The following is a 13,444-nucleotide window of genomic DNA, read 5'->3' as shown; positions in this document are numbered from 1 at the left end:
ATTTACGCGGACAGTATTGGTATAAAAAATGTACTAGTCAAGAAAACTCGTGTTTTTATAGCGAGATCGAAACCGTCCATAATATACCCCAATAATAAACAAAATAAGGGTCATTATAGCCGGGACAATTTCGCCTACATTGCCATAAAATGTAATAGTTTCCGTGGGCATTGGAATATAACCGTCGATGATACCGGTTTCGTTCAGGTCCAGTTTTTGAACAATATTCCCATAGGGATCAATGATTGCTGAAATCCCTGTGTTGGCGGCTCGAATAACTGGTTTTCCGTGTTCAACCGCTCGGGTTATTGTAATGGCAAGATGTTGATAGGGGCCGGAAGTATTCCCAAACCAGCCATCATTTGTCGCATTTAGGATCCAGGAAAATTGCGTATTTGGCACAACCTCCCATGGAAAAGCAATTTCATAGCAGATCATGACCCTTGCCGGCGGTAAGCCGGAAAGCGAAATGACTTTGGGCGCTCCTGCTTCCGGAATGGCAAAATCTGACATCTGATCCAAGACAGGAATTAGTTTCATCAGGCCCGTTGCTTTCAACCAATTGCGCAGCGGCAGATATTCCCCGTACGGTACCAGATGTTGCTTGTCATATGTCTGCTTTATCTGCCCGTCACCGTCAAGAACATGCACACTATTCCAATACTGATTTGTTTCAGGGTTGTGACGCGGTGCACCGGTTACAATTGCACCGCCTTGCGGGACAAATTCCGTTAGCTGAGCTTTAAGCTGGTCAGATGTAGTCAGGAAATAGGGGACTGCCGTTTCGGGCCAGATCAGGTAGTCCGGATGAAAACCGTTTTCGGTTTGGCTCAAGGTGATTGTTTTTAACAGATGGTTCCGACGAAGATGCGGTTTCCATTTATCGGCTTGACGGATATTCGGCTGAATGATGCGAATTTTTTTCTCGGAATAGACGTCTGTTGTCTGCTCGTTGAGACGCCATTGTCCGGCGACAAATATGAGAATGAAAACCATGCCGCCGGTTGCAATGAACCTTATGGCAGTGGATTTTGGTATGTGGCGATCGGCAAGTAAAGCGGGTAGGCAGCTTACCAATACCGTCAGGAGGGTCAGGCCGTAAATGCCAATGTATGCCGTTGATTGGAGAACGGGCAGGAAAAATGTCCAGCTATAGCCAACAAGATTCCAGGGAAATCCTGTAAATATAGTGCCGCGAACATATTCCGATAAAATCCAGAAACTGGTGAAAATGAAGATTCGTCCAACCGATTCTACCTTCGTCATATGGGTCGCAAGTGTTGCCAGACCCGGAAATATGGCAAGAAAGGCGGGCAATGCCAACACTGGTAATGGCATCAAGGCGGCATGCGCATCGGCATCAATGGTGAAGGCAACGCCGATCCAGTAGAGGCCGGCGATAAACTGGCCCCAGGCAAACCACCAGCCTACGAAAAACGCTTGCTTGCGGTTTTTGGCGCCGCTGAGTATCAGGATGAGACCCGTAAAGCTAACAGGTAAAAGAAAGACGAGATGGACAGGCGGCAACGCGGCGGCGACCATCAGCCCCAACAGAAAGGCGAGAAGTGCTTTTTTTAAGAAAGTAAGGCCTTGGATCCACTCATTGAGGGATATCATTCGGCCGAACTCATCAACTTGGGGCGCCGCCGGATACGGACTTTTTTGACCTTTCGGGGATCTGCATCCAAAATCTCGAAATCGAGACCACTGGAATGCGATATGATTTCTCCTCGGGTCGGGATCTGGCCGGCCAGTTGAAATACGAGGCCACCGACACTGTCGACTTCATCATCTTCATCTTCGGGTAACAGATCCACTTCCAGCAGAGATTCCAGTTCTTCGATAGACGCGCGCGCATCCGCCTCCAGCATTCCGTTACTCGCGACTGTGATAAGCGGACCTTCTTGGGCATCATGTTCATCTTCAATGTCGCCAACGATCTCTTCGACTAAATCCTCGATGGTTACCAAGCCATCTATTCCGCCATACTCATCGACCACGGCCGCCATGTGAATATGATTTGCCCGCATTTTCAACAGCAAATCCGGCACGGACATGGAGGGAGGAACGAATAAAATTTCTCGGCGGAAATTTTGCCAGTTACTCGCGTCCGGATCATTCCAGAAATTTATCAAATCCTTAATATGAAACATCCCGACGACATTATCCAAACCGTCCTCAAAAACGGGAAGACGGGAATGGCTGGTGTCCTTGAAACGTTCGACAACTTCTTTAAGGGGCAGCGCCGCATCAACTGCTTCGATATCGGCCCTCGGGATCATGACATCGCTGATACTGAGCTCACTAAAGCTCAGAATATTGGTCAACATCATCTTTTCGGAGGCGTTTATCGATTGTTCGGGATCATCATGTTCCTCGATCAATTCTTCCAATGTCGACCTGACACTTTGGTCAGATTGCTGCCCCAAACCCAAAAGCCGCTTGAGCACCTGTAGCATGCTATTGCTTGCAACGTCCGTTTCGGTTTCATCGCGCGTTTCTGGAGAATCCGGCGGAGAGACGTGATCACTCATTTTGGTTTACGAAATTCCTTTTTTGTTGTCAGGTGATATATACGGATTATCAATGTCAAACTCACGTAAAATCCCAATTTCAAGTTCTTCCATAATATCAGCTTCATCTTGTTCTATATGATCGTAGCCGACAAGATGTAAAAGTCCATGAACTAAAAGATGTAGTACATGATTTTCAAACTTCTTGTTTTGGGTTTGCGATTCCTGTCGAATGGTTTCCAGAGCAAAGACAATATCCCCAAGTATAAGAGGCTCGTCCGTAACAGCGGATTCTTTTAAGGTGTTTGCGTTCAATTCCGTATCCGGGAAAGAAAGCACATTTGTCGGATTGTCTTTTTCTCGATAGTCGCTGTTGAGACGCTTGATACTGTCATCATTTGTAAACACAAGGCTGACTTCTACAATGGCCCCTGTCACATCCGTCAGTTTTTCGAACCCATGTTTCCGACAGTAACCCCCCAGAGTTTTGTCAATCACTCGATGCGTAATTGAATCAAAGCTCTCCAGCAAGCTATACCAATCGTCGCTTTCGATATTGGTCGCAATATCGATGGTAAATGGTACGGGAGTTTGTTTGGTATCGGACAACATATTTAGTCTCAATTTCGCGACAGATGAGGGCCCCACAGGCGGTATTCTTAGCTGTTACGCGGCTTCAAACCCAGTTGCTTTTCACGGTCATGTTCACCATATGCCCGCACAATACGGGTCACCAAGGGGTGCCGTACAACATCGGATTCGCCAAAATTGATAAAATCCACGCCTTTGACCCCTTTAAGAATATCGACGGCCTCGTGCAGCCCCGATTTCATGCCAAGCGGCAAATCAATTTGGCTCAGGTCGCCGGTCACCGCCATTCGAGAGTTTTCACCCATGCGCGTTAGCAGCATTTTCATCTGAACCGGCGTCGTGTTTTGCGCTTCATCCAGAATGATAGCAGCATTTGCCAGAGTGCGTCCTCTCATAAAGGCCAGAGCCGCGACTTCAATTTCCCCGTTTTCCAGCCGTTTGACAACTTCCTCAGCGGGCAGCATATCGTAAAGAGCGTCATAGAGGGGGCGCAAATATGGGTCAATTTTATCCCGCATGTCGCCGGGTAAAAAGCCCAGTTTTTCACCAGCCTCAACAGCGGGCCTCGCTAAAATAAGGCGATCCACCTTGTTTTCGATCAGCATCGCCACGGCATTGGCAACGGCCAGATAGGTTTTACCTGTCCCCGCAGGGCCCAGCCCGAAAACCAGTTCATTGGTTTGCAGCGATTTTACATAGATGCCCTGATTGTTAGAGCGCGGTGTGATACGGCGGCGTTTCGTCACGATCATCGCGCTGCTTTCAGAAACTGATGAGCGGCTGCCATCATTTGCCGGTGCATCATTTGCCATGCGAATGGCGCCATCTACATCGCCCTCCGTAACGTCCATACCCTTTTCCAGCCGGCGATAAAGGTCCAGAAGCACTTTCTTGGTGGCAGCTTTCGCAGATTTGGATCCGGATACCGCCATTTTATTCCCGCGCGTTGTGACGGAAACTTCAAGAGCCTGTTCAATGCGGGCAAGATATCGATCATGCTCACCAACCAGCTGCGCAAGCAGATGATTGTCATCAAATTCTAATATTGTTGTGTCTGATTTTGCCGCGACGGTGTTAGTACTCGATTGATTTTTAGGCACGTTTGTTCCTACGCCGCATCTGCGACATTACCAGGTTTAAGTTCGCCGCGCAGAGAGTTCGCATTTCCCTCTTGGACAATGACAGTCGCAATACGCCCGATCCGATGAGACGGGGATGGTACAAAAACGGATTGCATATAGGGGCTTCGGCCGACCAATTGGCCGTCGCGTTTCCCCTCGCGTTCCAGAAGAACCTTGATTTCCCGCCCGACAAACGACTGATTATAGGCAAGCTGTTGCGCGTTTAGCAATCGTTGGAGCTCGGCCAGTCGCTCCGACTTCACATCTTCGGGTATCATCTGGCCGTCCAGCCCGGCGGCGGGCGTTCCCGGACGCGGGCTATATTTGAAGCTGTAGGCTTGCGCATAATCCACATCGCGAACCAGTTGCAATGTATCTTCAAAATCCTTGTCGCTCTCGCCGGGGAAGCCAACGATAAAATCACCGGACAGGGCCAGATCCGGCCTGTAGTCTCGAAGTTTATCAATAATTGCCCGGTATTCCTGTGCGGTGTGTCGCCGATTCATGGCGTCCAGTATCCGGTCGGAACCGGCTTGCACGGGTAAATGCAGATACGGCATAAGAACATCAACATCCCGATGCGCCCGCAGCAGATCCTCACTCATTTCCAACGGATGGGAGGTTGTGTAGCGCAAGCGCTTAAGCCCATCCAATTCAGCAAGCCGGTAAATCAGCTCGGCGAGAGTGGCGGAGGCGCCGCTTTCAAGCGTACCATGATAGGCGTTCACATTCTGGCCAAGGAGCGTTATTTCCTGCGTACCCCCGGCAATCATGCGTTTTGCTTCCGCCACGATATGCGCAACCGGGCGTGAAAATTCCGCGCCGCGTGTGTAAGGGACGACGCAGAAGGCGCAAAATTTATCGCAGCCTTCCTGAACGGTCAAAAAGGCGCTGAGATTTGTATCGATTGCTTCGCTCGGCAAATGATCAAATTTTGCATCAACCGGAAAATCTGTTTCCAGAATATGTCCGGCCCCGCGGGAGGCCTGAGCCACCATTTGCGGGAGCAGATGGTAGGACTGCGGCCCAAAAACCATATTCACATACGGGGCGCGTTTCATGATTTCGGCGCCTTCGGCCTGGGCGACGCAACCGGCGACAGCAATAACCATGTCGCCATCGTCCCGGTCCAGCTTTTTGGACCTCATATTGCGTAAGCGCCCCAACTCGGAGAAGGTTTTTTCGGAGGCTTTTTCCCGAATATGACAGGTATTCAGGATCGCCATATCGGCGCCTTCCGGTTTTTCAGTCAGGGAATAGCCCAGCGGCGCCATGATATCCGCCATCCGGGCGGAATCATAAACATTCATCTGGCAGCCATATGTCGAAATATAAAGTTTTTTGGTCACTTTTCCTCACTGACCTGACGGATTATATCGAACATGATCCTTACATAAAAAAGAAGTCAATATCATGAATAATTTATCAGTAATATGCAAAAAATAGAAGAAAAAGCTGCTTTCGCCAGCATTCACTGATTTTCCACCCAAAATGTAGAGAAAGCCTTGGTTATTCAGCTTCTGTCCGGCCGGTCAAGGCCCGGCTTAACCCCATGGCAATGGTCAATTGACAATCACTTGCGAGGGTTTTTCGAGAATCATAGTCGTCGATGGTCACGGGTTTATGAAACCGAAGTTCCGCCGTCACTTTCCCGGTTCGAAGAAAAGCCCAGACATGGGCGAGCAGTTCTTCGTCGCCGACCCAGGCAACAACGCTCATGTTACCCCGTGTCAGTGACATGTTCCGGTGGCGGCTATAGGCGATGGTCACCGGCTGTACCGGTAAATGCCGACCTTCGATTTCCCGCTCCGCCAACGCCAGATAGGAGCTTTTGAACGGTTGCAGGATGATACCGTTGGACGAGGTTCCTTCAGGAAACAGAATAAGATTGTCGCCATTTTCCAGATGCCCCTGCATTTCCCCTTTATGGCCCATGATGGAAGGGCGGGTGCGCTCAATAAAGATGGTTTCCTGAAGCTTTGAGACCGCGCCGACCAACGGGTAGTTTTCCACGTCAGTTTTGGCGACGAAATTGCCGGGAATCACTTTTCCAACAACAGGGATATCAAGCCAGGAAATATGATTCAGGACGAACAGCGTTGGCCGCAGCTGGCTGATTTCCCCTGAAACGATAACCTCGACTTGCAGCAGCCGACACAGCCCGGCATGGTAAATTTGCGGTATTTTGTACCGATGCTTCTTGAAAAAGAGGAGAACCAGTATCTGGAAAGGCGCGAGCAGGCCCGTCCAAAGAAAAACAGCAATAATGATACATATGGATTTGAGTATGGTCATGGGCCAATCAAGACGAGACTGAAAACGCTCAGTCGGTTTTCTTGTTAAGTGATGTCTGCTGCATATTCACGACAGATTCCTCAGCCGGCACCGTTTGCCCGGCTTTCTGCGATAGGGGTTTGCCATATAGCTCGAGACGATGATCAATAAGTTCAAACCCCAATTCGGCGGCGATTTTTTTCTGGAGTTCTTCAATCTTGTCGCTGGTAAATTCAATCACCTGACCAGTTTGAACATTGATCAAGTGGTCATGATGCTGATCCGAGACTTCTTCATACCGGGCGCGGCCATCCCCAAAATCATGCCGCTCCAGAATTCCATTTTCTTCAAACATGCGAACCGTACGGTAAACAGTAGAAATGCTAATGGTGTCATCAATGTCAACGGCTCGCTTATACACCAGTTCTACATCCGGATGATCCTGAGATTCCGAGAGGACGCGGGCGATGACACGGCGCTGTCCTGTCATTCTCAGACCTTTTTCGACGCATATTTGTTCAAGACGAGATGGCATAAAATCCCCTGACTGAAAAACATAAAATGGTCAGCGCGACACCAACCGCTGTTGATTTTATACAAATTTTCTTTTTGAGCCAGCGAAAGTCGTATCTAGTTGCTATTTGCCCGTTTTCTTCGCGTACCAAGGCCGATTTTCTTGGCAAGGTCACGGCGCTGGATAGCATAATTGGGGGCAACCATAGGATAATCCACTGGCAGTCCCCAGCGCTGTCTGTAATCTTCAGGGCTCATGTCATAGGATGTTTTCAAGTGGCGTTTCAACATTTTCAGCTTTTTGCCATCTTCAAGACAGATGATGTAGTCGGGATGAATGGATTTGCGAATGGAGACGGCCGGTTGCGGTTTGTCCATTTCCTGCTCTGCGTCACCGATGGTCGCCAATGTCGCGTAGATATCCTTTATAAGCTCTGGAATTTCTGTGGCTTCGACGGAGTTGCGCGATAAATGTGATGTCACAATATCCGTTGTTAGGGCAAGAAGCTCCAATTTATCTATATCTTCAGACATGTATCACTGACCTCCATTGAAATTCTGACTGTCTTATAATGGATCAGAAATAGTAGTGCAATAAAGGATCAGTAACAAAGATACTATTTTCAAAAAAAAATTGCTTCCCTACTATATTTAGTAAAATTATTTCTAATTTTCTTTTCGTATTTTCTTGAAGGGCTGTAAAAAAATCATATTAATTGTCGCATTATTAGTTTTTCATCGGAATTTCACGGTTCTACAGATGAGATCCGCCGTCTCATGACAATTGCATCTTCTTTATTGCCTGATTCATTATAGTAATTTCTCCGTCGGCCCGCTTCTTCAAACCCTTGGGATTTATAGAGACAGAGTGCGGCATGATTGCGACAACCGACGTCAAGCCAGAGAGTCTCTATCTGCCTCTCATTCAAATATGATCCGCCCCGATCAAGCAGGGTGCTGGCGATATTGCGCTTTCGAAAGTCAGGAAGAACACCCAGCGTCAAAATTTCAGCTTCCGTTCCGATATATCGATATAAAGCGAGGGCAACCGGTTCGTTCTCCTGACTGGCGAGCACAAGTACGGTACCAGGAATGCTCATGGCTGAGATGAAAGAGGCCTCGTCCCAGGGTTTTGCAAAACACTGCTGATGCAGGGCCGCTGCGAGACCGGCATGGCTGGCGGTTTCAATAAACTCGATTTTCAGGTCGGGTCTGCTCATGAACGATCCGTCGGTTCCCCGGCGGGTGCCGGATCTTTCCCGCCGGGCAGTTTAGCATCCGGTGCCCGAAGATAAAGCGGTGCGGGCGGGCCATCGGATGGTCTGGGGATCGGGCGCGTGGCGGCCAGCCTTCCGACAAGGATGGCATCCGGATCCGGATCAAGATCAGAGATTTGGAAACGCTTTGCGTCGAAATCCGGATGAGCTGCCAATAACGGTCCGCCGGATCCAATGATCAAAGCCTCGTCCATTGTCAAAAAACTGTCCGCTGCCACAAGGGGCAGGGCGATGGGCTCGGTTTGTGGTGCCATGAGACCAGCTGATTGCCCATCGGAAAAAACCTGCGCATAAATTTCGCGGCGGCGGGCATCGGCGGTGGCGATAATCGGCCGGCCTTGTGAAACGTTTGCGGGGACACTGGCCGCGAGGGCCTCCAATGTGGTGATGCCGCGGCAGGGTTTCGCCGCTGCAAGAGCGATGCCGCGGGCTGCTGCAAGGCCAATTCGCAACCCGGTGAAGGTGCCTGGCCCAACCGTGACTGCGATTAAATCCAGGTCAGAAAATTGTGTCCCGCAGGACTTCATCAGGTCCTGGATTAAAGGCATCAGGGTTTCCGCATGGCCACGGGCGCGTTTCTCATGCACATGGGCCTGCACATTGTCGCCATCCAGGATCGCGACAGAACAGGCATTCAATGCCGTATCGAGAGCCAGTATTTTCATGTTATTGTGTTCCGGCAAATGGCCATGTAGGGTCTGTTTCGAGTGGAGTGTTACGCTCAATCCAACCGAATTTCAAGTAAACAAGCACTGAGATGATGACCGCCATGACATTGATCGAAATTACGCCGGAAAAATATGATGTGGATTTGGATATCCGATATGCCTCCAGCAATAATTTTACGGCAGCCCCTGTATATAAAAGAGCGGTCTGTTTTTTGAATGAAGAGGCGGCGGAAAAACTGGAACAGGCTATCCAGTTGGCGGCCGCTATGGGGTTTCGCTTTCGGCTGTATGACGGATTTCGGCCAACCGAGGCCGTTCAGGCGCTTTGGGATCATACACCTGACCCTCTCTATCTTTCCCATCCAAGCAATGGGTCGCCGCATTCGCGCGGGGCAGCCATTGATCTGACCTTGCTGGACACCGCCGGGCAGGAGTTGGAAATGGGGACGGAATTTGATGCCATGACGGATTTGTCCCATCACGGGGCGCTTGGTGTTTCAGCCCAAGCGCAAAAGAACAGGGCAATTCTACTTGGAATTATGACCGCCGCCGACTGGGATTTTTACCGGAACGAATGGTGGCATTACCAATTGTTTAGACCTCGGCGTTACCCTACCTTATCGGATGCTGCGTCCGGCGCCGAAATGATGTAAAACAGTTGAATTGATGAAGACGAGAAACAGGCATGCATATTCTTTCAAAATTTGTAAAAACGGCACTTATGACCACTTGCCTGATGGTTGGCAGTCTGGTTTTACCGACCCTTGCCCTGTCCGCCGATTGGGCCAGTGTGATCATGTATCACCGATTTGGCGAGGAGCAATATCCGGCAACCAATATCAAGGTCGAGCAATTCAAGGAGCATATTCAGGAGCTCAAAACCGGCGGATATACAGTGTTACCGCTGAACGAGATTGTCGATCGGTTGGAAAAAGGGGAGGCGCTTCCCGACAGAACGGTCGCCCTGACCGTTGATGATGCCTATCGCTCCGTTTTTGATGTCGCTTGGCCCTTATTGAAAGAAGCCAATCTGCCCTTTACGGTTTTCGTTGCAACGGAGGGGGTTGATAGCGCGTCCCCGGGTTACATGACCTGGGATCAAATTCGCGATTTACGCGATAATGGCGTCCATATCGGTCATCACGGCCATTCCCATGCCCATTATCCATTGCTCTCCATTGCCAATGTTGAAAAGGATATTGATACGGCGAGTGCGCGGTTCGAGGCTGAGCTGGGGTTTATACCGGCGATCTTCGCCTATCCTTACGGGGAATATGGTGACGAGATAAAAGCTGTTATCCGCAAGACAGGTTTTATGGCCGCCTTCGGGCAGCAGTCAGGTGTCGCCTATTCCGGGCATGACCGTTTTGAATTGCCGCGCTTCGCCATGAGCGAAAATTACGGGGGAATTGGTCGTTTTCGCCTGGCGGCAAATGCCTTGCCGCTTCGGGTCAAGGACGTGACACCGTCTGATAATATACTAACCCGTAATCCGCCTAATTTTGGATTTACCATCACGGAAGATTATGGCAATCTCAAAACGCTTTCCTGCTTTGCCTCCAGTCAAACGGGCGGCGCGGTTCCGATCGAAAAAATTGGGGCGTCGCGCATTGAAGTCCGGCTCTCTACCGCGTTCAAAACAGGGCGGGGCCGCATAAATTGTACGTTACCCGGACCGGATCGGCGCTGGCGCTGGTTCGGATCATTATTTTATATTCCGGCGGCCATCGGCCGCTGATCAGAGGACATCCATGGACCAGAATAAACTCAAGAAGAAACTCAAAGCCGGCGAAAAAGCGGCGGCGTGCTGGCTGTTTTCAAATTCAAGCGATGCGGCTGAAATCATCGGCGGAACCGGTTTTGATGCGGTGATGATTGACCATGAGCATGGCTCCGGGAGTCTGACAACCGCGGTTGACCAGCATCGGGCCGTTCGCTCGGTCAGCGATATGACGGTCCTGATGCGGGTTCCGTGGAATGACACTGTCCTGATTAAACGGGCGCTGGATATGGGCGTCGATGGCATCATGGTGCCCTCGGTCAATACGGCAGAAGAGGCACGCGCCGCAGTTCAGGCCTGTCGCTATCCGCCCACAGGTATTCGCAGTGCCGGTTTTGGTGCGGCGCGGGCCGGTGGGTATGGGCGAACCGCCTCCCGGTACCGAAAAAATCTCGATAGCGAACTGATGATTATTTGCCAGATCGAAACCAAGGAAGCCGTTGGCAATATCGAGGAAATCGCAGCAGTCGACGGTGTCGATATGCTGTTTATCGGCCCCAATGATCTTTCCGCCAGCATCAATAAACTTGCTGAATTTGAGGACCCTGAGGTTAAGGCCCTGTTTGAGGAAGCCCGCGACAAGATTATCGCCAGCCCGGCATTTCTCGGCTGTATCTCAAAAGGCACCGTTGAGACCAACCAGCTATTCGCGGACGGATTTGATTTCCTCCTCTGCGCCGGCGATGTCGGGTTGCTGGCCACGGCGGCCAATGACCTGCTTGCGACGTTAAAGAAATAACCCGCATCGCGGTGTCGCCTCCCGGTTAGATGGAGGTGATATCGGCGCCCATTTCCCCCGCCGCCTCGACGATTTGCCGCCAGGTTTCGTCATCCACGTCGATGCCGTTTTCAATGCGGTGGCGGCGATGGCGGCGTTCCGGATCGCCGGGAAGAATAACCTCGTCATGCCCGGCACGCGGCGGTGACTGCCGGACATAATCGCACATTTCCTTCATTTCATGGGCGATGTAGGTCGGATCTGTCAGGCGGCTCGGGTCGATCACAATCGACAGCATGTTGTTGATAATGCGCGTATCGCGGACATTTTCCGGCTGCAACGTTCCGCCGCCGCCTATGGCACCGGACAACAGCTCACACATCAGCGCAAGACCATAGCCCTTATGCTCACCGATCGGCAGAAGCGCGCCGACCTCCTCTTCCCACATGACACCCGGATCCGTGGTGGGATTTCCATCTTTATCCAGCAGCAGGCCCTCCGCCACTTGTTCGCCGCGGTTATTGGCAACGCGCATTTTCCCCAGGGCAACTTTGCTGGTAGCGAAATCGAGAATGATCCGCGGCTCGTTCTCCGTATCGGGCAGGGAAATACAAATGGGGTTGGTGCCAAATCGTGCATCCGCACCGGGATGGGGGGCGACAAGCGGCATATGGCCGGTGACATTGACAAAATGCAGGGAAACCAGGCCGGCATCGGCACATTGTTCCCCATAAGTACCGACCCGGCCAATATGATGGGCATTGCGAAGGGCGACGATGGCAACACCTGTTTCACGTGAAACATTTATGCCCTCTATCATCGCATCCCGTGCAACAACCTGCCCATAGCCCGCCTTCCCGTCGAACACCAGAATGGAGCCGTCATGGCGGACTTTTTCGGCATGTTGGTTGGGGTTGAGGTAACCGGACTGGATATTGCGCATATAGTTGGGAATCATCCCGACGCCATGGCTGTCATGACCCGACAGGTTGGCGAGAACCAGGTGGTCAGCGACAATGGCCGCCTCGTCGGCATTGCTGCCGGCCGTCGTCAGTATTTTTCTGACGGTTTCAGCCAGCCGTTGATGATCTATAAGCATATAAGGTATATCCGTTTCTTTGTTGAAATCTTTTTTAAGTCGCCGTCAGACCGCCATCAATAACAAGTTCTGACCCGGTCATATGACGGGCCTCATCGGAGGCCAGGAACAAGACGCTATTGGCGATATCAATCGGCTCACCGGGCGTGCCGATGGGGATACGGTTTTCAATATTGTCCCAGCCGGATTTCAAATCACCGTCATACATGGTCATCAACTCATCTCCCATGGCGGTGCGGATTGGATCCGGATGCACCGAATTGCAGCGGATCGGGTATTTTCGCAACGTACAATGGATGGCCACGGACTTGGTCATTTGCCGTACTGCGGCTTTTGACGCGCCATAGGCAATCAGCTGGGGGGTGCCAATGATCGCGGCGACGGAGGACAGGTTGACAATGGCACCGCCCGTTTCCTTCATATGCCGGACAGCATTCTGGCAGCCAAGGAAGACTCCTTCCACATTGACAGTTTGAATAGCCCGCCATTGCTCCAGGTCCGTATCCTCAATGGTTTGACGCTTTCCCGTCGCCAATATACCGGCGTTATTGACCAGAATATCCAACCGGCCATGCGTGGCAACAATATCACCAACGACTTGATCCCATTGATCGGCATTGCTGACATCCAATGGCATAAAATGCGCTTTCTCGCCAAGTTCTTCTGCGGCGGCAGAACCGGCATCGGCATTGAGATCGGCAAGGATAACGGTCGCACCCTCGGCAATGAAGAGGCGCGCTGTGGCCAGGCCAATGCCTTGTGCTGCGCCCGTGATAAGTGTGATTTTGTCTTTTACGCGGTCCATGAGAACTCCCTTTTCTTATTCCCAGCAGGTTATCCGGTGTTCCTCTGTCATAACCGCTGCTGAGTTGACCCATAGTTTTTCATAT

The 13,444-nt window shown here is 51.0% G+C and carries 15 protein-coding genes; 3 read left to right on the top strand and 12 right to left on the bottom strand.

Annotated features, from left to right (window positions below):
• Positions 1 to 33: 33 nt before the first annotated feature.
• The 10 genes from lnt to tsaB form a co-directional block, all read right to left on the bottom strand.
• A complete protein-coding gene (gene lnt / locus NBZ79_RS18810; protein WP_251934199.1) occupies positions 34 to 1,617 on the bottom strand; it encodes an apolipoprotein N-acyltransferase in 1,584 nt (527 codons plus the stop codon).
• A complete protein-coding gene (locus NBZ79_RS18805) occupies positions 1,614 to 2,534 on the bottom strand; it encodes a hemolysin family protein (protein WP_251934198.1) in 921 nt (306 codons plus the stop codon). The genes lnt and NBZ79_RS18805 overlap by 4 nt, the downstream gene beginning before the upstream one ends.
• 6 nt (positions 2,535 to 2,540) lie before the next feature.
• Positions 2,541 to 3,125, bottom strand: a complete 585-nt coding sequence (gene ybeY, locus NBZ79_RS18800) for an rRNA maturation RNase YbeY (RefSeq protein WP_251934197.1) — start codon at positions 3,123 to 3,125, stop codon at positions 2,541 to 2,543.
• 47 nt (positions 3,126 to 3,172) lie between these two features.
• On the bottom strand, positions 3,173 to 4,204 hold the full coding sequence (locus NBZ79_RS18795) for a PhoH family protein (protein WP_251934196.1): 1,032 nt from the start codon (positions 4,202 to 4,204) through the stop codon (positions 3,173 to 3,175).
• Between the two features lie 8 nt (positions 4,205 to 4,212).
• Positions 4,213 to 5,574 carry a tRNA (N6-isopentenyl adenosine(37)-C2)-methylthiotransferase MiaB gene (miaB, locus tag NBZ79_RS18790; RefSeq protein ID WP_251934195.1) on the bottom strand — a complete coding sequence of 454 codons (1,362 nt, stop codon included), beginning with the start codon at positions 5,572 to 5,574 and terminating at the stop codon, positions 4,213 to 4,215.
• A gap of 160 nt (positions 5,575 to 5,734) precedes the next feature.
• On the bottom strand, positions 5,735 to 6,520 hold the full coding sequence (locus tag NBZ79_RS18785; RefSeq protein WP_251934194.1) for a lysophospholipid acyltransferase family protein: 786 nt from the start codon (positions 6,518 to 6,520) through the stop codon (positions 5,735 to 5,737).
• Between the two features lie 28 nt (positions 6,521 to 6,548).
• Complete coding sequence (locus tag NBZ79_RS18780) at positions 6,549 to 7,034, bottom strand: Fur family transcriptional regulator (protein WP_251934193.1); 486 nt, start codon at positions 7,032 to 7,034, stop codon at positions 6,549 to 6,551.
• Positions 7,035 to 7,129: 95 nt separating this feature from the next.
• On the bottom strand, positions 7,130 to 7,546 hold the full coding sequence (locus tag NBZ79_RS18775) for a Ros/MucR family transcriptional regulator (protein ID WP_251934192.1): 417 nt from the start codon (positions 7,544 to 7,546) through the stop codon (positions 7,130 to 7,132).
• Between the two features lie 212 nt (positions 7,547 to 7,758).
• Positions 7,759 to 8,232, bottom strand: a complete 474-nt coding sequence (gene rimI, locus NBZ79_RS18770) for a ribosomal protein S18-alanine N-acetyltransferase (RefSeq protein WP_251934191.1) — start codon at positions 8,230 to 8,232, stop codon at positions 7,759 to 7,761.
• Positions 8,229 to 8,954, bottom strand: coding sequence for a tRNA (adenosine(37)-N6)-threonylcarbamoyltransferase complex dimerization subunit type 1 TsaB (gene tsaB / locus NBZ79_RS18765; RefSeq protein ID WP_251934190.1), 726 nt, complete (start codon positions 8,952 to 8,954; stop codon positions 8,229 to 8,231). The genes rimI and tsaB overlap by 4 nt, the downstream gene beginning before the upstream one ends.
• A gap of 104 nt (positions 8,955 to 9,058) precedes the next feature.
• Between tsaB and ddpX the strand changes: the two genes are divergently transcribed.
• From ddpX to NBZ79_RS18750, 3 genes are read left to right on the top strand one after another with little or no spacing between them, the layout of a single operon-like run.
• On the top strand, positions 9,059 to 9,610 hold the full coding sequence (gene ddpX / locus NBZ79_RS18760; protein WP_251934189.1) for a D-alanyl-D-alanine dipeptidase: 552 nt from the start codon (positions 9,059 to 9,061) through the stop codon (positions 9,608 to 9,610).
• Between the two features lie 32 nt (positions 9,611 to 9,642).
• Positions 9,643 to 10,695, top strand: a complete 1,053-nt coding sequence (locus NBZ79_RS18755; protein WP_251934188.1) for a polysaccharide deacetylase family protein — start codon at positions 9,643 to 9,645, stop codon at positions 10,693 to 10,695.
• A gap of 13 nt (positions 10,696 to 10,708) precedes the next feature.
• Positions 10,709 to 11,476 carry an HpcH/HpaI aldolase family protein gene (locus NBZ79_RS18750; RefSeq protein WP_251934187.1) on the top strand — a complete coding sequence of 256 codons (768 nt, stop codon included), beginning with the start codon at positions 10,709 to 10,711 and terminating at the stop codon, positions 11,474 to 11,476.
• 25 nt (positions 11,477 to 11,501) lie between these two features.
• On the opposite strand, the gene NBZ79_RS18745 is transcribed toward NBZ79_RS18750, so the two are convergent.
• On the bottom strand, positions 11,502 to 12,554 hold the full coding sequence (locus NBZ79_RS18745; protein WP_251934186.1) for a malate/lactate/ureidoglycolate dehydrogenase: 1,053 nt from the start codon (positions 12,552 to 12,554) through the stop codon (positions 11,502 to 11,504).
• 34 nt (positions 12,555 to 12,588) lie between these two features.
• On the bottom strand, positions 12,589 to 13,359 hold the full coding sequence (locus tag NBZ79_RS18740; RefSeq protein ID WP_251934185.1) for a glucose 1-dehydrogenase: 771 nt from the start codon (positions 13,357 to 13,359) through the stop codon (positions 12,589 to 12,591).
• Positions 13,360 to 13,444: the final 85 nt, after the last annotated feature.

The sequence above is a fragment of the Sneathiella marina genome (assembly GCF_023746535.1).
Taxonomy (GTDB): domain Bacteria; phylum Pseudomonadota; class Alphaproteobacteria; order Sneathiellales; family Sneathiellaceae; genus Sneathiella; species Sneathiella marina.
Note: the sequence above shows the minus strand (reverse complement) of the source record. Positions and strands in the feature narration are given on the sequence as shown.

Coding starts and splice junctions, on each gene's coding strand:
- lnt (WP_251934199.1), bottom strand. CDS start 1,617: ATGATATCCCTCAATGAGTGGATCCAAGGCCTTACTTTCTTAAAAAAA.
- NBZ79_RS18805 (WP_251934198.1), bottom strand. CDS start 2,534: ATGAGTGATCACGTCTCTCCGCCGGATTCTCCAGAAACGCGCGATGAA.
- ybeY (WP_251934197.1), bottom strand. CDS start 3,125: ATGTTGTCCGATACCAAACAAACTCCCGTACCATTTACCATCGATATT.
- NBZ79_RS18785 (WP_251934194.1), bottom strand. CDS start 6,520: ATGACCATACTCAAATCCATATGTATCATTATTGCTGTTTTTCTTTGG.
- NBZ79_RS18780 (WP_251934193.1), bottom strand. CDS start 7,034: ATGCCATCTCGTCTTGAACAAATATGCGTCGAAAAAGGTCTGAGAATG.
- NBZ79_RS18775 (WP_251934192.1), bottom strand. CDS start 7,546: ATGTCTGAAGATATAGATAAATTGGAGCTTCTTGCCCTAACAACGGAT.
- rimI (WP_251934191.1), bottom strand. CDS start 8,232: ATGAGCAGACCCGACCTGAAAATCGAGTTTATTGAAACCGCCAGCCAT.
- tsaB (WP_251934190.1), bottom strand. CDS start 8,954: ATGAAAATACTGGCTCTCGATACGGCATTGAATGCCTGTTCTGTCGCG.
- ddpX (WP_251934189.1), top strand. CDS start 9,059: ATGACATTGATCGAAATTACGCCGGAAAAATATGATGTGGATTTGGAT.
- NBZ79_RS18755 (WP_251934188.1), top strand. CDS start 9,643: ATGCATATTCTTTCAAAATTTGTAAAAACGGCACTTATGACCACTTGC.
- NBZ79_RS18750 (WP_251934187.1), top strand. CDS start 10,709: ATGGACCAGAATAAACTCAAGAAGAAACTCAAAGCCGGCGAAAAAGCG.
- NBZ79_RS18745 (WP_251934186.1), bottom strand. CDS start 12,554: ATGCTTATAGATCATCAACGGCTGGCTGAAACCGTCAGAAAAATACTG.
- NBZ79_RS18740 (WP_251934185.1), bottom strand. CDS start 13,359: ATGGACCGCGTAAAAGACAAAATCACACTTATCACGGGCGCAGCACAA.